The 19,280-nt window shown below is 45.4% G+C and carries 12 protein-coding genes and 1 pseudogene; 4 read left to right on the forward strand and 9 right to left on the reverse strand.

What is annotated here, in order from left to right; genetic code table 11:
• Positions 1-12: 12 nt before the first annotated feature.
• The 3 genes from N5E84_RS16950 to N5E84_RS16960 form a co-directional block, all read right to left on the reverse strand.
• On the reverse strand, positions 13-2,853 hold the full coding sequence (locus N5E84_RS16950) for an FAD-binding and (Fe-S)-binding domain-containing protein (protein WP_069211998.1): 2,841 nt from the start codon (positions 2,851-2,853) through the stop codon (positions 13-15).
• A gap of 69 nt (positions 2,854-2,922) precedes the next feature.
• The gene (lldD, locus tag N5E84_RS16955) at positions 2,923-4,059 is read right to left on the reverse strand and encodes an FMN-dependent L-lactate dehydrogenase LldD (RefSeq protein WP_069211999.1); all 1,137 of its coding nucleotides are present in this window, start codon (positions 4,057-4,059) and stop codon (positions 2,923-2,925) included.
• 107 nt (positions 4,060-4,166) lie between these two features.
• Positions 4,167-5,867, reverse strand: a complete 1,701-nt coding sequence (locus N5E84_RS16960; RefSeq protein ID WP_164732801.1) for an L-lactate permease — start codon at positions 5,865-5,867, stop codon at positions 4,167-4,169.
• A gap of 220 nt (positions 5,868-6,087) precedes the next feature.
• Here N5E84_RS16960 and N5E84_RS16965 point away from each other — a divergent pair, with 220 nt between their 5' ends.
• Together N5E84_RS16965 and N5E84_RS16970 are read left to right on the forward strand one after the other, a co-directional pair.
• On the forward strand, positions 6,088-6,987 hold the full coding sequence (locus N5E84_RS16965) for a LysR family transcriptional regulator (protein ID WP_013868134.1): 900 nt from the start codon (positions 6,088-6,090) through the stop codon (positions 6,985-6,987).
• Positions 6,988-7,502: 515 nt separating this feature from the next.
• On the forward strand, positions 7,503-9,488 hold the full coding sequence (locus N5E84_RS16970) for a DUF262 domain-containing protein (RefSeq protein ID WP_069212234.1): 1,986 nt from the start codon (positions 7,503-7,505) through the stop codon (positions 9,486-9,488).
• A gap of 591 nt (positions 9,489-10,079) precedes the next feature.
• Here the strand turns inward: N5E84_RS16970 and N5E84_RS16975 are convergent.
• From N5E84_RS16975 to budA, 3 genes are all read right to left on the reverse strand, one after another.
• Complete coding sequence (locus tag N5E84_RS16975; protein WP_069212235.1) at positions 10,080-10,838, reverse strand: SDR family NAD(P)-dependent oxidoreductase; 759 nt, start codon at positions 10,836-10,838, stop codon at positions 10,080-10,082.
• On the reverse strand, positions 10,835-12,538 hold the full coding sequence (gene alsS, locus N5E84_RS16980) for an acetolactate synthase AlsS (protein WP_069212236.1): 1,704 nt from the start codon (positions 12,536-12,538) through the stop codon (positions 10,835-10,837). The genes N5E84_RS16975 and alsS overlap by 4 nt, the downstream gene beginning before the upstream one ends.
• A 100-nt stretch (positions 12,539-12,638) precedes the next feature.
• Entirely contained in the window at positions 12,639-13,436 is a 798-nt protein-coding gene (budA, locus tag N5E84_RS16985; protein ID WP_069212237.1) for an acetolactate decarboxylase, read from the reverse strand.
• 85 nt (positions 13,437-13,521) lie between these two features.
• Between budA and N5E84_RS16990 the strand changes: the two genes are divergently transcribed.
• Positions 13,522-14,406, forward strand: coding sequence for a LysR family transcriptional regulator (locus N5E84_RS16990; protein WP_069212238.1), 885 nt, complete (start codon positions 13,522-13,524; stop codon positions 14,404-14,406).
• A 63-nt stretch (positions 14,407-14,469) separates the two neighbouring features.
• Here the strand turns inward: N5E84_RS16990 and glpQ are convergent, their stop codons facing one another.
• Positions 14,470-15,531: a glycerophosphodiester phosphodiesterase gene (gene glpQ, locus N5E84_RS16995; protein WP_026028651.1), complete on the reverse strand. Its 1,062-nt coding sequence runs from the start codon at positions 15,529-15,531 to the stop codon at positions 14,470-14,472.
• Positions 15,532-15,630: 99 nt separating this feature from the next.
• Positions 15,631-17,007, reverse strand: a complete 1,377-nt coding sequence (gene glpT / locus N5E84_RS17000; RefSeq protein WP_069212239.1) for a glycerol-3-phosphate transporter — start codon at positions 17,005-17,007, stop codon at positions 15,631-15,633.
• 494 nt (positions 17,008-17,501) lie between these two features.
• Here glpT and N5E84_RS17005 point away from each other — a divergent pair.
• Positions 17,502-18,678: pseudogene (locus N5E84_RS17005) on the forward strand (lytic polysaccharide monooxygenase).
• A 91-nt stretch (positions 18,679-18,769) separates the two neighbouring features.
• On the opposite strand, the gene N5E84_RS17010 reads toward N5E84_RS17005, so the two are convergent.
• Positions 18,770-19,174: a cystatin domain-containing protein gene (locus tag N5E84_RS17010; protein WP_069212240.1), complete on the reverse strand. Its 405-nt coding sequence runs from the start codon at positions 19,172-19,174 to the stop codon at positions 18,770-18,772.
• Positions 19,175-19,280 lie beyond the last annotated feature (106 nt).

The raw sequence follows: 19,280 nt of genomic DNA on the forward strand, positions 1-19,280 counted from the left end.
ATTGAGGGTAGATCAAAGCGGTTTAGACACTTCATCAACCAAATACAAAATGGATTGATATGGAATGCCGCTGTGGTGCGACAGGCCAATTTCACAGGTACGGCTATTACTGAATCCGCGTTCGCAGTGAGCAGGGACTTGCTCTTTGAGCGGATGAACGGCCGCCGCATTCAGTTCTGGCGTGGTAAAGCCTTTATCGCCCGCCCAGCCGCAGCATTGAATATGCTCTGGCACAATCACTGTGCTGACGCAGGTTTGGGTCAATTTGAGCATCTCGGCTTCTAACCCCATTTTGCGCGCACTGCAGGTGATATGCAGCATCACAGTTTCTTCTTTGACTTTGATAGCTAAAGAATCCAGCAGATACTTATTGACAAAACCGACGGGTTCTAAGATCTCCAGTGGTTTGGTAAATTGTTCAATACTGCGTTTTGCACACGGGCTGGTATCCATCAATACCGGATATCGCCCTTGTTGGCTAGCTTGCCATAACGCGGCTTCTAACTGCTGCGCTTTTGACTGCGCAAGCTCATTCATTCCCTTGCTGTCATAGGGCATGCCACAACATTGGCTGTTGAGCTCATTAGGTAGAATCACCTCATATCCTGCTTTGTTAAGCAGCGATAAGGTCACTTCGGTTAATGGCCGCTGATCGCCCGCGCTGTTCTGCTGGCCCATATTTCGGCTCGCACAAGAGGGCAGATAGACAACTTTTTTCTCACGGCGCGGCAGGTTTTCTACTGCAATGGCTAAGTTCTGATGATTGGCTTGCGGCAGTTGTGGATACCAAATAGGCGTTTTGCCTTTGCTGAGTTTACGCAAGCCGTTGGTTGCGCCGCCGACTAACTTCTCGCCCAGCCATTTGCTAGCCAATTGGTTGGCACTGAGGCCGATTTTAGCCACGGCTGTGGTGGCGGCAAAGTGATCCGCCGTCCATGTAGCAATGGGGATGAATTTTTGGTATTTCGCGGTGCGCAGCTTTTTCACTAAATCGCCAGTGTTGATACCAACAGGGCAGCGCTCAGCGCATAAGCCAGTTGCGGCGCAGGTGTCTAATCCTTGGTATTCAAAGACTTTTTCAAGCTCAGAAGCTTCTACCGTTTCACCTTGCGCGCGTCGACGTTGTAGCTCGCGGTACAAGACGATTCGTTGACGGGGCGAGAGTGATAGCGTGCGAGACGGACAAACAGGTTCGCAAAACCCGCATTCGATGCAGCGATCGACCAAGGCATCGGCCGCTGGCATCGGCTTTAGGTTAGCTAAGTGGGAACGCGGATCATCGTTGATTATAACGCCGGGGTTGAGCAAGCCTTGTGGATCAAACAGTGTTTTGATTTGTTGCATTAAGGCGTAACCGTCTTTGCCCCATTCCAATTCCACATACGGTGCCATGTTGCGGCCCGTGCCGTGCTCGGCTTTGAGTGAGCCTTGATATTTCACTGCCACTAGTTCGGCCACTTCATCCATAAATGCGCCGTAGCGGTCGATTTCACTTTGGCTATCAAAGCCTTGTGTAAAGACAAAATGCAAGTTGCCTTCCAGAGCGTGGCCGAAGATGATGGCTTCGTGATAGTGGTAGTGATCAAACAGAGCCTGCAAATCGCGCACACCATTGGCAAGGCTTTCTACCGGAAACGCCACATCTTCAATGATGACGGTTGTCCCTACTTCGCGCACCGCGCCGACGGCAGGGAACATCCCTTTGCGAATGCCCCATAAGGTTGCCACCGTTTTGGTATCAGAGGTGAATGGTACGGATTCGATGATCTGGTAGTCGCTTAGTGCTGCCATCACGGCGCTGCATTGTGAATGAAGGGCCGCGTGATCGCTGGCGTGAGACTCAATCAGCAGCGCAGCGGCTTCTAGATCCAATTGCGCAATAAATGCGGGCATGCCAGCTTTGTCAGCGACAGAGCGCATCGCGCGTCCATCCATCATTTCCACTGCCGCAACTGGGGTTTTGGACAGGGTCGTAACCGCTTGGCTAGCCTGCTCAATATCAGCAAAGACAAGCAGCGCCGAGGCTTTGTGCGCGTGCTCAATGACGGTGTTGTAGGTGATGTCGGCAATAAAACCGAGTGTGCCTTCCGACCCAATCATCAAATGTTCAATAATTTCAATCGGATCAGAGTAATCAACGAGAGCATTTAGGGCGTAGCCAGTGGTGTTTTTTAGGCGATATTTGTGGTGAATAAGCCTTGATAGTGTGTGATTTTGCGCCGTTTGTGCATGAAGTTGAGCAATACCTTCAATTAATTCGGGTTTAGCGATTTTGAATGCAGCGATGCTTTCTGGGTTTGCGGTGTCGAGCACGGAACCGTCTGCGAAGACGATCTTCATACTATCGACAGTGCGGTAAGAATTTTGCGCGGTGCCGCAGCACATACCACTGGCGTTATTGGCGGCGATTCCACCAATTTTGCAGGTGTTAATTGAGGCTGGATCTGGGCCGATTTTGCGTTGAAAAGGGGCAAGGTATTTGTTGGCATCGGCTCCGATGACCCCCGGTTGTAGGGTGATTTTTTTGCCCTCATCGTGAATGCGATGGCCGCGCCAGTCATCGGTTAAGGCGATCAAGACCGAATCAGAAACTGCCTGACCAGATAAACTGGTGCCAGCGGCGCGAAACGTGCAGTGAACGCCAAGCTCGCGGCAGCTTTTAATGGCAAAAATGACCTCATCAAGGCTTTGTAAGCGCAGCACAATTTTCGGCACCAAGCGATAGAAACTGGCATCAGTGCCATAAGCAAGGCGTTTTGCCTGCTGCGTGATGATGCGCTCAGGATCGATACGTGTAGCGAGTTGCGTTTCCAGTTGACGATAGGTGGCGTCTGAAAGAGTGCTGGCCATCATTGTTTCCCATTTTAAATTGAGGTTGTGGATAGGTTAACGTGCGGCTACCGTTGGTTTGTCATCATGAGATTAAAGTTTGACTAACGAGTCTCGTGACAAATCGGCAATGGTTTTCGCTCCGGTTAAGGTCATGGCAACGCGCATCTCTTTTTCATATAAATCGAGCAAATTTTCAACGCCGCTTTGACCTTGCGCCGCCAATGCATAAACAAACGAGCGACCCAGCAGCGTACAGTCCGCGCCCAGTGCCAGCATGCGTACCACATCAAGCCCAGTGCGAATCCCCGAATCGACCAGAATTTTCAGGTCGCCCTTCACCGCATCAGCAATCGCAGGTAAGGCTTTGGCGGTTGACAACACTCCATCAAGCTGGCGACCACCGTGGTTGGATACGATAATGCCATCAGCGCCAAATCGCACCGCGTCTTTGGCATCTTCTGTATCTAGAATGCCTTTAATGATCATCGGGCCGTCCCAAAAGTCGCGGATCCATTCTAAATCTTTCCATGAAATGGAAGGATCAAAATTTTCACCAAGCCAACCAATGTAGTCTTCCAATTTAGTCGGCGTGCCACGGTAGGCAGAAATATTGCCTAAATCGTGTGGCTTGCCGAGCAAGCCGACATCCCACGCCCAGCTTGGGTGTTTCATCGCTTGAAACACTCGGCGCATCGCCGCATTAGGGCCGCTCATGCCAGAATGCATATCGCGGTAACGCGCGCCGGGAACGGGCATATCCACGGTAAACACGAGGTTTTTTACCCCCGCGGCTTTGGCGCGCTCCAACACATTTTTCATAAAACCGCGATCTTTAAGCACGTAGAGTTGAAACCAAATCGGCCGAGCCAGCGCCGATGATACTTCTTCGATCGGGCAAACCGATACGGTGGACAGTGTAAAAGGAATGCCTTTATTTTCAGCCGCGCGCGCCGCTTGCACTTCGCCGCGCCGCGCGTACATACCAGTTAAACCAACAGGGGCAAGGGCAATCGGCATTGCAAGCTGTTCGCCAAACAGTTGTGTTCCTAAACTGAGCTCTGACATGTCATTAAGCACGCGTTGGCGTAGTGCGATGTCGGCCAAATCCGCAGTATTGCGTGTGAGCGTGTGCTCACCGTATGAGCCACCATCAATATAATGAAACAGAAAAGGAGGCAATTTCGCTTTCGCGGCAGCGCGATAGTCGGTGGAGGCTGAAATAATCATAGATTGAATCCTAATTTGTACAGAGCCGCCGCCTAGCGAGCTCTGCATTTATTACACAAGATTAATGGTTATAAAAACCAAGTTGATACCAAATCACATTACCAAACTTAGGGTTGCGGGGTCATTAGTACATCGGTCATATTAAAGCCGTAAATCACCACTAAACCGATAAGGCCAGTCATCACAAGGTAGTAGAAAGTTGGGATAATGGTTTTGCGCAGCGTCGCTCCTTCTTGGCCCAATAAACCGACCGTTGCTGATGCCGCGACGACGTTGTGAATCGCAATCATATTGCCCGCCGCTGCGCCAACAGCTTGTAGCGCAATGATCATCACACTGGAGATAGAGAGTGTTTGCGCCACTTCAAACTGGAACTGGCTAAACATCATGTTCGACACCGTATTTGAGCCTGCGATGAACGCCCCAAGTGCACCAACGGTGGCACTTAATGCAGGGAAGGCATCACCGACTAAACCCGCGGCAAAATTGGCGGTAGTGACAGGCATGCTCGCAAGCTCTGCGCCATTGACGCCAGAGTTAATAAAAATGCGCACCATAGGGATAGTAAATACCAACACAAAGCCCGCACCGATCAGCGTTTTGCTTGATTCACCGAATGCTTTGATGAGTGGTGTCGCACTGCGTGACTGTAATATTACTGCCAGTAACGCGACAAAAACCAAGATGCCACCGGGAAGATAAAGCGGTTGAATGGCCGTGCTGACGCCCGTTTCAGCCAGAATGTTGTTAAAGGATAGGCTCACTCCAGCCAGCAGTGACTTAAATTCGCTGCTCACACGGCTTGCCACAAGGATAACCGCGAGCAGAACATAGGGAGTCCAAGCTAATGCAAGGCCCATCGGTTTAGCTTTGATCTCCTCAATATCAATTTTTAATGAGCCTAACCACTCTGCGGGCCACGATTTCTCTTCTGGAAAATCCCATTGTGATTTTGGTACTAAAAAGCCTTTTTTCGCAGCCGTGACAACTAGTGCCAAGCTGATCAAGCCACCGATTAATGAGGGAAATTCTGGGCCAAGAAAGACGCCCGTTAGCGCGTAAGGCACAGTAAAAGCCAAGCCAGAGAAAATCGCAAAAGGCAAAATATCTAACCCTTCGGTCCAGCTTTTGTTTTTACCGAAAAAGCGCGTCAACATCATCGCCATTAATACTGGCATCAATGTACCGACTATCGCATGGGTGATGGCGACACTGGCGGTGATTTGCTGTAAATACACATCCCAACTTGAACCGTTGCTGATCAGCGTTTCGGTGATGTTGTGCGTATCTAAGCCCTTGTTTACCCCAACAATAATGGGTGTGCCCACTGCGCCGAAAGAGACAGGAGTGGATTGGATCATCATCCCCATCAATACGGCAGCCAATGCGGGAAAGCCAATCGCAACCAGCAACGGAGCCGCGATAGCCGCCGGTGTACCAAAACCAGAAGCGCCTTCAATAAAAGAGCCAAAACACCACGCAATGATAATGGCTTGCACACGGCGATCAGCCGAAACATCGGTAAAACCGTTACGAATGGTGGTGATAGCACCAGTGTGTTTTAAGGTGTTGAGTAGGAAGATTGCGCCAAACACAATCCAGAGCACGGAAATCGTGATACCGAACCCTTGCAAAACAGAAGCGAGCACGCGGTTTGCCGACATATCCCAAAAGGTGAGGGCGATGGCCACGGTTAACGCAAAAGCCACGGGCATCGCCTTTTTCGCAGGCCAGTTGAGCCCGACTAAAAGAATCGCTGCCACCACTATGGGGGAGAAGGCCACTAGTGCCAGTAAGGTTTCGTTCATTGGATACTTCCTCGTAAAGTGTGCTCTTCGTACTAGCTCTAAATAGTAGGATAGTTGAGGAGCAGACATCCTGTAGGGGCTACAGACCTTTCGGCCACGTCGGGTAGCTAAATTATTATATTTGTGATGTTTTTGTTAATTCGGGGTGAATTTACTCCTTTATTTTTTATGGATATAGGGAAATAATGAAAATAATTAATTCCAAAATTGACATAATAAGATGCGAGCAGACGACCTAATATTGTTTTCACAAGTGATGGAACTGGGAAGTTTTAGTAAAGTAGCAGAACAGAATAGCCTTACAAATTCAGTAGTTAGTAAAAGAATGGCGCGTTTAGAAGAAGAGTTAGGCGTGCAGCTATTATATCGAACTACGCGTAAATTAACTCTGACTGAAGCGGGCAAGGCATTGTTACAGGGTGCGAAAAATGTGAAGCTTGCCACTCAAGAAGCCGTCGATGCGGTGGCTGGGTTTGGTGAAAATGTCAGCGGCCACATCAAAATGTCGGTACCCACCATATCAGGCGATCTAATATTGGCCGACGCGGTTGCGGAATTTTGCAATTTACACCCCGGCTTAACGGTAGACATGTCGCTTGATAACCGTTTTGTTGATTTAGTGGAAGGAGGTTTTGACCTAGTGATCCGCACTGGTTACTTGGAAGATTCAAGCCTAATTGCGCGGCATATTTTAGACTCACAGTGGGTTGTGTGCGCTTCTCCCTCTTATATTGCGAAAAATGGAAAACCGTTAAAACCGGAAGATTTAGTCAACCACAACTGCTTTCAATATGCCTACCAAACCACAGGCGCGAGCGAGTGGGAATTTAAAGGTCGCAAAGGAAACTACATTGTCACAGTCTCGGGCTGCTTTTCTACGGATAATGCCACGGCATTGAGAAAAGCGGCTTTAGGCGGCCACGGCATTGCTTATGTACCACGCTGTTTGGTTTATCATGATTTTCGGAACGGCCAACTAGTGGATATTTTCCCGGAACAAGTGGGCAAAAAATTGGGTATATATGCCGTGTATCCCTTTACTCGCCAACCCCCGAATAAAGTCCGCTTGCTGATAGAGCACATCCGTGCCCGCTATTTGACTATTTCACACTATTTTTGAGTGCCGACTTATGTAAAGCATGCCTTCAGTTTATTTTGTAAAGGATGTCTTCGGTCTGTATACCGTTCTGTTCCTCCCCCTTTTAGGGGGAGGGAATTAGTTTCGTGAGCGTTGATAGTGTGCCATTTATTATGATTGGTATGGCTTACTAAAACACTTTTGCCCCGAAATTCGTTAGGCTAAATACTCAACAAAAGTTAGGAGCGTGCGTTTCCCCTACCAAATCTAATCCGAAGTAAAAGGGGCAGACCATGCTCATATAGAACGTAATTAGGTTGGAAAAACGTATTTCTAGTTGCCACCGAAGTTATACGGTAAATTTCGCCAATTTCTGAAGCTCACCTTTTGGATGCTGGACGTTACAGACAGATGGATGTGATTACATGGGGGATATTCCTTTAAGTAAAAGAGCCTGTGGTATTGATCGTTGTAACGTGTAAAATGCCTGATGATGCTGGATTTTTGAATTACAAAAATCAATAAGTTAACTTGGTTTGTTATTGTTTTGAGGGCTTATGAAAACGGATTTATTTTCAATATCAAAAATTTTCACAGAACGATTGCTTAGAATTCCTGATTATCAAAGAGGTTATGCTTGGCAAGACAGGCATCTAAAGGATTTTTGGAATGATCTATTGCAATTGGAAGATGGCAAAAATCACTATGTCGGTGTTCTCACTTTGGAAGACGTAAGTTCGGAAGTCTACAATAACTGGGTTGATGATGCTTGGATTATAAAATCAAAAAATTATGAGCCGCATTATATTGTGGATGGACAGCAAAGGTTAACAACTTCGATCATATTAATTCAATCTATTCTAGAAACCATAGGTTCTGAAGGTGAGCTGAATTATACATCTTATGATGACATTAGGAAAAAATTCATATTCGAAACAAAAGATAAAGGTATTTCTAGATCTTACTTGTTCGGTTATGTTTCTGATAACCCTAGCTATGAGTTCCTAAAAAGGAATATATTTAATGAGAATTCTGATTATCAGAATGAAATTCAGGAAACAATATACACGAACAACCTTATTAATGCGAAAGAGTTTTTTATTGAGCGATTAAAATCATTTAGCAACACACAAATTGAATCTATATACACGAAGATAACCCAACATTTTCTTTTTAATATTTATTCTATGGGTGTTGATGTGGATGTCCATGTTTCATTTGAAACTATGAATAACCGCGGTAAGCCATTATCACATTTGGAATTGTTGAAAAATAGACTTATATATTTATCCACAAAAATCTCAAATGATGAGGATGAAGTTAAGAAATTACGACTTTCAACAAACGAATGCTGGAAGACTATATATCATCAACTAGGACGAAACAAAGATAACCCTTTGGATGATGATGCCTTCTTATTAAATCATTTTATCTTGTACTTTGATGATGTTTTTAATAAGGACGGTGATAAATATGATGATTACTACTTTATTATGAGATCTTTTAGGTATCGGTATCAAACATATTTATTAGAAGAGAAGTTCACAGTTAGGTCTATATCTTTAAATTGTGAATGTAAAGATAAATGTGATTGTGAAAAGGCCCTGACCGTTCAGGATATTTATGACTATGTTGGGAGTTTAAAGTCTTCAGTTGAAAAGTGGTATCAAATATGTAACCCAACAGATTCAGGCTTACCTGACAGTATCGTACTATATTTGGAAAGGTTTAATCGCTTAGAGATAGCCACAGATGAAGTGCGAACTTTGCTGATGGTTTGTTTACTAAAGTTAGATGAGAATGAATGTCTGAAACTTTTTAAAACTTTAGAAATAGTTATATTTAATCTTTATTTTCTTACTAGAGGTATGTCTGTAAACTTTTCACCTAGAGATCTTATTGGTTTAGCTTGCAAACTGTCCAATAACGAAATTTCTGTTGATAAGTTAATCGCAAAACTTAATGAAATAAAATCTGAGTTAACAACCAATTCCGAAACACTAAATTACATTTCAAAACATTTTAAGGAAAGTGGGTACTATAAGTGGGGCCTTATAAAGTATTTTCTTTATGAATATGAATTGCACCTTAAAAGCCTTTCAAAAACGCATCGAGATAAAATAAATCCAATTGATTTTTTCGAAGATCATCGAGATTATAAAACAGTAGAACATATATATCCTCAAAGAGCCACTCACCAATATTGGACGGATTTATATAATAATTACACGCAGAAAGAGCGTTCTATTCTGCGACATTCTATTGGTAACTTAGTTCCATTATCACGCTCAAAGAATTCTAGTTTTCAGAACAAACCATTCCCTGAAAAAATTAGCTCTAACAAACAATGTGTTGAATTTAAATATGGCTCGTACTCTGAAATAGAGCTTACAGAATATAAACAATGGACTCCAAATGATATTGTTAATCGTGGGGTTGTGTTGATGGAGTTTATGTCAAAGCGCTGGAAAATAAACTTCGGCACAAGAGAGGAAATCATTAAGTTTCTTAACTTGGACTTTGTTATACAAAGAGAAAAATAAACAATAATTTAAATTTTTGTCAAGATTAATATTAACTAGTCAAATAACAAGGATAGGCATCATAAAGAATAGTTGAGCTGAGTAGTGCTGCTTCCTCGACCTTAATGACTCAAGGCGCACTCGCGCTCGCCAAAAATTAAGAGGAGTTTGGGTCTTCATTACAAAAGATTCTCTGAAAAAGTCAGACATCTGCCACCGCTAAGGTGGCAGATGTCGTAGAGAGAAGTTTTGACCACTCCAATGTGCGTTGCTAGTTAGTTTTGCTATTTGCTATACCTTTAGTTATTCATCTATCACTAAATTAGCAAAGTTGGTTCCTAACTCTTGTCCAATTATATGCTCCAGAGTGGAAGCTGATACCGTTCTGTTCCTCTCCCTTTCAGGGGGAGGTTAGGAGGGGGTGCTGCCAGCAACCAAGAAACACTCCACCCTAACCCTCCCCAATTAGTTTCGTGTTTGTAGGAGTTGTACTAATTGTGGAAAAGGAGGCCTTTTAGGGCTGAAAGGTTTATGGGGCTTGTTTTGAATTATGCGGTTTTAAAATATCAGCCAGCACGGAAAATGGTTTGGGTACTGGCTGAGTTTTCGTGGTTAAACGATTTTAGGTTGGCCGTCGGAAGCGGTAGCGCCACCATCGACGGGTAAATTGACACCATTGATAAATGATGCATCGTCACTGGCTAAAAAGGCCACTGCGGCGGCAATTTCGCTCGGTTCTGCGGCGCGTCCTAGTGCGATGCGCTCGTTAAATTTATCTCTAATCTCTTGCGACCAACCATTGGTCATATTGGTTTTAACTAAGCTTGGGCACACGGCGTTAATTCGCACGCCAGCGGCACCGTGGTCTAACGCCATGGCGCGAGTGAGGTTGACTACCGCGCCTTTACTGGCGCAGTAAAATGCGGCACCCCAGTCGCCACCTAAGCCAGAGACTGAAGCGGTGTTGACTATGGCCCCCTGCGTTTTTAGCAGTTCAGGTAAGGCAAATTTAGAGCAATACACGACGCCATCAATATTCACCGCTGATATTTTCTTCCAATCTTCAACACTGCTTTCTAAGACGGAGCCGGGGATGTGGATGCCCGCATTGTTGACTAAAATGTCGAGCTTACCGAAGCGTGATACGGCGTTATCGATCATGGCTTTTACTTTTTTAGGATCGGAGACGTCAATCACTTGCGCCGCGACGCGTGTTGAGTCAAAAGCTTCGATGGCGGTGGCGAGTTGCTCTTCATTCCAGTCGGCCAGTACTACATTGGCCCCTTCATCATATAAACGCTGTGCTATCGCAAAGCCGATGCCGTTGGCGGCACCCGTGACTAAAGCGACTTTATGGGTTAAACCATTCATATTGTTTCTCCTTCGATATGCTCAAAAATTGGATCTCGATTTTCTTGTGTTCTGGGTAGCATCAACTTGTAGTTGTCGCTGTAATCAACGGGGATAGCGATGACAGCAGGTCCTTGAGTTTCCATGGCTTGATGCAGCATAGGCATCAGTTGATGACGTTCGGTCACGGCAAAGCCTTGCGCGCCAAATGATTCGGCATACGCTTTAAAGTCTATCGGGCCAAATTTTATTCCGGACGGGCGTTGATACTTTTTCATCTCTTGTATCTCGACCATGTTGTAGGCGTTATCGACCCAGATGATATGTACAATGTTGCATTTTAGGCGGACGGCAGTTTCTAACTCCATGCTTGATTGCATGAAGCCGCCATCACCAGAAACAGAGACCACTTTGGTACTGGGTTTAAGCAGGTTTGCACCAATCGCCCAAGGTAGGGCAACGCCCATGGTTTGCTGACCATTTGAGATCAGCATTTGACGGGCGCGAAAACAGCTTAAATAGCGCGCAATCCAGATATGGAAGCTGCCCATATCCAGACACAAGGTGGTGTCTGGGGTAATAATGGATTGCATCGCTTTGATTAAGGCTAATGGATGAAACCCATGTTGAGATTGACGAGTAGGGTAGGATTTTATTATCTGCCGCTGTTGTGCCACTTCCTCTAAAATCGATAAGGCTTTGGGAGAGAGGTGTGCGAAATTGGTGACACAATCGATCATATCATCCAGTGATTGAACGATATTGCCGACAATTTCCACACAAGGTTGGTAATTGAGCTGATACTCTGCTGGTTCAATGTCTAAGTGGATGATTGGGGACTGTTTTGCGTTCCAAAGCTCTGGGTCGTACTCGATGGGGTTAAAACCAATAGTGACAATCAGGTCAGCATCTTGCAGCAATACATCTCCGGGCTGATTGTTAAATAAACCTACGCGGCCAGCGAAATGGTGATAATAGTTAATATCAACTGCCCCAGCGGCTTGATAGGTTCCGACTACAGGCAGTTGAGTGGTGCGCAAAAAACGGCTGATGGCTTGAGCATTTTCAGCGCGACTGGCGTGTAAGCCAAGTAAGACGACGCAGCGCTGTGACCGCTCGATGCGGGTAATGGCTTCTTCGATCGCTTCTGGGCTGGCTTGGCTTGAATGAACATTACGTGATGGAACAATAATATCGGTGAGAGTGTGGTCGGATAACACATCTTGGGGAATGCTAACGAAACACGCCCCCGGCCGGCCTGATTCTGCTGTGCGAAAGGCATTGGCCATCACTTCGCTGGCGGCATCAACATGTTGAATTTCTGCACTGGATTTTGTGATAGAGCGGAAAATACTGACGGTATCCATACTCTGGTGCGTTTGCTTTTGTTGATCTGCTCGTTTGACCGCGCCGCCGATAGCGACCAGCGGGTCACCTTCTGAATTGGCAGTGGCAACCCCTGAAACCAAGTTTCCACAGCCCGGGCCTGAGGTCACCATGGTGACTCCGGCTTTGCCGGTTAAACGGCCGATGACGCCGGCCATAAAGGCCGCATTGGCTTCATGACGCACTGGGATCATTTGAATATTGGTGTCTTCAATGGCGTCAAATAACCGATCAATTTTGGCCCCCGGAATGCCAAAAATATAGCGGACATCCAAAGATTCCAGCTGTTGAGCGATTAATTGAGCGCCATTTCTAGTGGTAGGTTTTGTATTCATTTTTATACCCTTATTGTTGACTGACGTTGACACTTCTTGACGAAGTGGTGGTGCTATCTGGCGGCTTTTTTCAATTCAATTCTTTTTCTCCTGTTCAGCGCTATTTTTCCGCTTTTTCAATCGCGGTTCGGATGTCATTGGGAGCTAGGTTGGCTTTAAGGAAATCTAGCGAAGTCGGGGTATCAATTACCAAGCGCGATACTTTGCCAATTTGTAAAAAGCCCGACGAAATAGAGTAGTCCTGTATGTGGCCACCGCCTTTTCTATCTTCGGTAATGAAATGTTCGTGATACCCCGGAACGTTAATACCTGTGGTGTACTGCGGGCTTCTAAAACCGGCGATAACGCCTTGTTTGAAGGTGAAATTAAATGTGGGCTGCTCTTTTACAACATCCAACATTGGGCGAAATGGGCGAGTTTGACGCGGCACGGTACGCGTTCTGACAAACTGATATAAACCGTCAATGCGTACTGCGCAGAAAATATTGTCACTGGGTACTAGCTCATCAATCAGATGATGAACGTCAGCACGAGACATTTTAGAGGTGATAGGAACTTCGACATCAGGAGTGAAAAAAGTCATGACGGCGAAGGGGGTTTGCTGCGCTAAGTGTGCGGGGTTAGCCGAACCATCGGCTTTTAATTGGAAAACCTCTTTATCAAACGCGATCAGTTCACCGTCTAATTGATTGAATGTGCCCAAGCCAAAATCGCCATGTTGCAGCAGTTGTTCAACCGTTGTTGCGCCTTCATAAACGCCAGCAATCAACGCACTCATCAACGAAGTTTGGTAAATCTCTCCATCCCCCGTTACATGATGATATTCAGCAAACTCTTTTGCTACATCGAGAGAACAAGCACAAAGCGGAGTGTAGAATCCACGCATGAGAATAACCATTTATGCAATAAAGTGTATATTTAGATTGACTTCTCCACGTGGCTAAATCCAATATAAATAAGATTTATTTCTATATGGAAAAGATATGGAGTTTCGCTATCTCAAGTATTTTGTGGCGGTGGCACAAACGCGCCATTTCACACGAGCGGCTGAAGTGTTAGGTATTGCTCAACCACCGTTGAGTCAGCAGATAAAGAAATTGGAGCACGAGCTCGATACGCTGTTATTCAAGCGTTTACCACGTGGGGTAGAGCTGACCGAGGCTGGGCAAATGTTTTATGTCGATGCGGTCACCATCTTAAATGATGTGGATCGAGCGAAGGCGAAAGTAAAACAGCTGGCGCGTGGAGAAAAAAATGAAGTGCGGATGGGCTTTGCGACTTCGGTTGCGATGAATACCCAAATATTATCCCGAGTGCGGGAGATAAGGGACAGTTTTTCAAACGTGAATCTCACCGCGGTTGAGCAAGCGATGCCAGAGTTGGTTGAGCTGTTGAAAGCTAAGCAGTTGGATATAGCATTGGTGCGTTTACCTTGTTATGCCAGTGAGTCTTTACAGCGGGTGGTTTTATTTGAAGAGCCTTTTGTCGCGGTGATCCCTTTAGGGCATCCCTTGGCTGAAAAAGATCGCCTTACTTTAGTTCAGTTAAAAAATGAGCACGTGTTGTTGTTTCCTCGTGAAACGGGGCCAGCATTACATGATGGTATGAAAGCGCTGTTTGACGATGTAGGAATCCGTGTCGATCAACGTTTTTCGGCTCCGCAGTTGAGGTCGATGGTTGCAATGGCTCAGGCGGGATTTGGTGTAGCTGTTGTGCCCCAATCACTAGCTGAACATATCGATGATTCTGCCGTGATCACTCCCATCGAGGAGATGCCTTTTAACAGCCAAATTGCGGTGCTTTGGGAAGCCAGTAACTTAAATAAGCATGTACTTAAGGTGGTGAAGGCATTAAGTCACCAAAAATAACATCCCCAGCATGATGATACTGGGGATGAAGCGTGCCAAAGTGGTAAGGTTAATCACGCTTACTTAGCGAGTTGAATGCAAAAACTCCACTGCTTTATCGGGATAGTCAGTAAATAAACCATCTACTTTTACAGTGTTGTAGAACACATCGAGCATCCCATCAAAGCTGTCGGCATAAGGTGCAATGCGATCGGGTTCTGCGCGGAAGGTATAAGGGTGAACGACTAATCCGGCGGTTTTAGCGGCTTTCATCAATGGCTTGATGATGATGTTTTCTTTGGTTGAAGCGTCGTCAACCAACATAGGTTTCCACGGGCCAATGCCATCGGCGTAGGTGGCGACTTGCTTCATGCCGTTTGCTTCGAACATCCAATCATAGCTGTATGGCTGTGCTTGGTCGCCATCATAGATCATGGTCTCATTCCAATCGGTGTAGGCCATCAATTGAACCAGTTTGAGGTCCATGTTCATTGCTGGAAGCAGTTCATCATTAATGCGTTTTAGCTCGATAGGATCAAAACATTGCAGATAAACGTTCGACTCTTGACTGTCGTAACCATATTCCTTCAGCATTTTCAGTACCGCTTTACTGATGTCTTTACCTTCATGGCGGTGGAACCAAGGCGCTTTGATTTCTGGATAAATACCAATATCGTAACCGAGCGTTTTGTTCAGCCCTTGGATCAGCTCGATCTCTTCCGCTAAGGTTGGGACGGTGAAGTCTGATTTCCAAAGAGGGAAACGGTTGGGGAAACCAGCGGTTTTATTGCCTTTGTCATCGATATTAAAACCTTCAGTTACGCGCAGGCTTTTGATCTCTGCCAGCGTAAAATCGATGGCGTAATAGCGGCCATCACCACGTGCGCGGTCAGGGAAACGCTCCGCAACGTCAGTGACGCGGTCAAGATAGTGATCGTGCAGAACCACCAATTGGTCATCCTTGGTCATCACGACATCTTGTTCAATAAAATCAGGCTTCATGCCGTAAGCAAGCGCTTTGGCTTCAAGGGTATGTTCAGGCAGATAACCGGAAGCGCCGCGATGCGCTATCACCAATGGTTCTGCTTGAACCCACGCCGAGCTGGCTAAAGTAGCCATGGAAAGTGCGAGTAGTGTCAGTTTCATATTGTTATCCTTAAAAATTCCCCCTGACGTTGCAGGGGGAGAGTTTTGATTCAAAGTGAACAGTGCGTAACGCAAATTCAACACATTTAGGTGTCAGATTTATGATGGCGTTGACGCTTTTTCTTCCGCAAGTCTGTCTTTTTCTTTATGGTGAGCACGCTCGCCAATGTAGGCATACAGCAGACAAAGGATAGAAATACCGCATGAAGCGACTAGGATCATAAAGCCGCCATCCCAACCAAAGTGGTCAACGGTGTAGCCCAATACTGCATTTGCCGCTACTGCGCCGCCGAGATAACCAAATAAACCTGTTAAACCTGCTGCGGTACCTGCCGCTTTTTTCGGAGCCAGTTCCAGTGCGTATAAACCAATCAGCATTACTGGGCCATAAATTAAGAAACCAATCGCAATAAGAGCCGCCATGTCGATACCTGGGTTACCGGCAGGGTTAAACCAGTAAATGAGTACCGCAAAAGTAACGAGAACCATGAATAAGATGCCCGCAGGTGCACGACGGCCTTTGAATACTTTGTCGGATATCCAACCACACAATAGCGTTCCCGGAATACCTGCCCACTCATACAAGAAGTACGCCCAAGAAGATTTATCAACGGTGAACTCTTTAGCTTCTTTCAAATAAACAGGAGCCCAGTCCAATACGCCATAACGAATGAGATATACAAAAGCGTTGGCAATAGCGATAGACCACAACAATTTGTTAGAGAAAACGTACTTAAAGAAGATTTCCTTCGCGGTCATCTCATTCTCATGAGATTTATCGTAGTCGTCTGGGTAGTCATCTTTATACTCTTCAATCGGTGGTAAACCACAAGATTGCGGCGTATCGCGCAGCGTCATCCAAATGAAAATGGCAACTAAGGTCGCAAAAAAGGCAGGAACGTAAAATGCGGCGCGCCAGTCATCGTTAAATGCCCAAAGACCAAACAAGAAAAGAGGACCAATTAAGCCACCGCCGACGTTGTGGGCTACGTTCCATACAGAAACAATTTCCCCACGTTCTTTACGTGACCACCAGTGAACCATGGTACGGCCACAAGCAGGCCAGCCCATACCTTGGAACCAACCGTTTAAGAACAGCAAAATAAACATCGCAGTAATGCTGCCTGTTGCCCACGGCATAAAACCGAAACAGAACATCACTAACGCAGACATTAAAAGGCCTGCACTTAAGAAGTAGCGTGGGTTAGAGCGGTCAGAAACGCTCCCCATTAAAAATTTAGATAAGCCATAAGCAATCGATACGGCGGCAAGAGCTACCCCGAGATCACCGCGGCTAAAACCTTGGTCAATCAAATAAGGCATCGCCAAACTAAAGTTCTTACGAACAAGGTAGTAGCCTGCGTAGCCGAAGAAAATACTGATGAATAACTGCCAGCGCAAGCGGCTATAAGTGCTATCGAGCCGCTCAGTAGCGAGCCTCTCGATATGCGCTTGGGGTTTAAAGATACCAAACATAGTTGACCTCATTAATGTAGTGCGATGGTTCTAAAGCTCGAACGATAAAAAATGTTTCATTCGAAAGAGAACGGCATTGTCGTGTGCAACTGAATGTATTTCTGTGACAAATGTTACAAGGGAATTAATTTGCGCATAAAAACAAATGATTAGTTTTCATTTTTTCATGGTTAGTGCCATTAAATTGAGATGTAATCGTTTTCACTTTTGTTCGCGAGATGTTTGTTTTTGGTTGTTTTGTCGTCAATTAAATCGCAGATAAGGAAAGTTGGCAAAAATTGTTAAACCATGAAGTCACTCGAAACTCACTGTGAGTTCAATGATTCATATTCTTTTTGATTGGAAAGAGAGTGGCAAAATAAGCAAATAGTCCAGTATTCCTACCCAGATTTGACACTGTCTATTGATAATTCTTGCTAGCTTTGATTGGCAATTCATGTGTTACAGAGTGTCGTTCTGTGGCATTGATGCTAATAATACAAAAAGGAAGAATGATGAATAATTTTAATAAAGTCAGTGTGTTGGGTTTGCTTTCATTGAGCGGATTGCTTTCTGCTCATGCACAAGCTCATGGTTGGGTTGAATTTCCGAGCGCGCGGCAAAATACCTGTTACCTAGATGGTGGTTTCTGGAGTAATACGATCCCTAATGCAGCATGCCAAGCGGCTTTTGATCAGTCTGGAGCTTATCCTTTTGTACAACGCAATGAAGTGGCGGCCAATGTGGCAAATTATCGTGACATGGCTCATGTTCAAGCTGTTGTTCGCGACGGCTTGTTGTGCTCCGCAGGCAGCAACGCGAAAGCAGGGTTAGATGTTGCTTCACCTCATTGGCAAAAAACGGCCGTGAATTTAGACGCTAATCAACAAATCGAATTAGTCTTTAATGCTACCGCGCCACATAACCCCTCTTATTGGGAGTTTTATCTCTCTAAACCGACTTATACTGGTGAGGCCCCATTAACTTGGGATGATCTAGATCTTATTGATACCAAAGGTAATATCACCGTGGGGACGGATAAAAAATATCGCATAAAGATTACCCTGCCTGCCGATAGAAGTGGTGATGCTGTGCTTTATACTCGCTGGCAACGTATTGATGCCGCGGGCGAAGGTTTTTATAACTGCAGTGATATTAGTTTTAGCGGTGGTGGATCAAACCCAACGGATCCGACAGACCCATCAGAACCTGCGCAGAATCTCAGCGATCTTGGTGGTTATATTTCACAAGGTTTTGGTCCTGTTGAATCTGGCGATACGGTTCGTTTGCGTACCTTCGATGCCAATGGCAATGAAACGACCGATATCAGCTTAGCGATTTCAGCCAATAATACAGCAACGTGGCCAGCGGAAATGGCAGGTCAGTTTAACCAAGTAAAAAAAGGGGAGTGGTTTATTGGGATTTGGCACCAAGAAATGAATCACTATATGTACGATAGCCAGAATGTGTATGCTAACCGTGTATTTGCTCCAAACGCGACTTACAGTTATCAGCTTTCTTTGCTAAAAGAGGAAACGCCACAGCCACCTGTCCCCGATAATGCTTGGAATGGGACGTAAAATTTATACGTCCGGTGATGTCGTTATGCACAAGCAGCAAACTTGGACCGCACAGTGGTGGACAAAAAATGAAGAGCCCGGAACTACGGGTGAATGGGGTGTATGGCGATAGTATTAAATAGCTATAGTATCGAGTAGCAAAAAGAGGCCATGGCCTCTTTTTGCTCTCTAACTCTGGTTTAATCATGGCTTATAAGATGAGGTTATTCACACAATTTGCCTTGTTTTGCTGGTTGGGTTAACAAGTAATCACCTTCTAAACTGCGATAGATTATCGCATTCCAAATGCTGCCATCATCCATTTCAAACTCAATGGCATAATTCACCCCGTTAACCACTTGTGAGCGGACATCGATAATGTCTTTTAATTGTGCGTTGTTCTCCATTTGTGCTAAAGCGCTCTTCAACGCTTCTTTAGCTTCATCGGTAATTTCTGTCGCTTGCCAACCTCCCGGCATAAACTCGCTTGCACAGATGGGCGACGGTACGGCATCTGTTTCCGCCACCACGGCGGTGGGCTCTAGAGCCTTAGCACTTTCTGTTTGCGTTTGTTGATCACACCCCGCTAACGCGAGTAAACCAAAAATTGGGAACATTAACTTTTTCATTGTATTTTCTCAGTTTGTTAGTTTATTAAATGAAGTTAATTTCATCTCAAATGAACACTGCGTGTGTTCTTATCAAGAATGTTGATTCATTGTCTTAATGCTAAAT

Origin of the sequence: Vibrio sp. J502 (genome assembly GCF_025397955.1) — a bacterium.
GTDB classification, from domain to species: domain Bacteria; phylum Pseudomonadota; class Gammaproteobacteria; order Enterobacterales; family Vibrionaceae; genus Vibrio; species Vibrio anguillarum.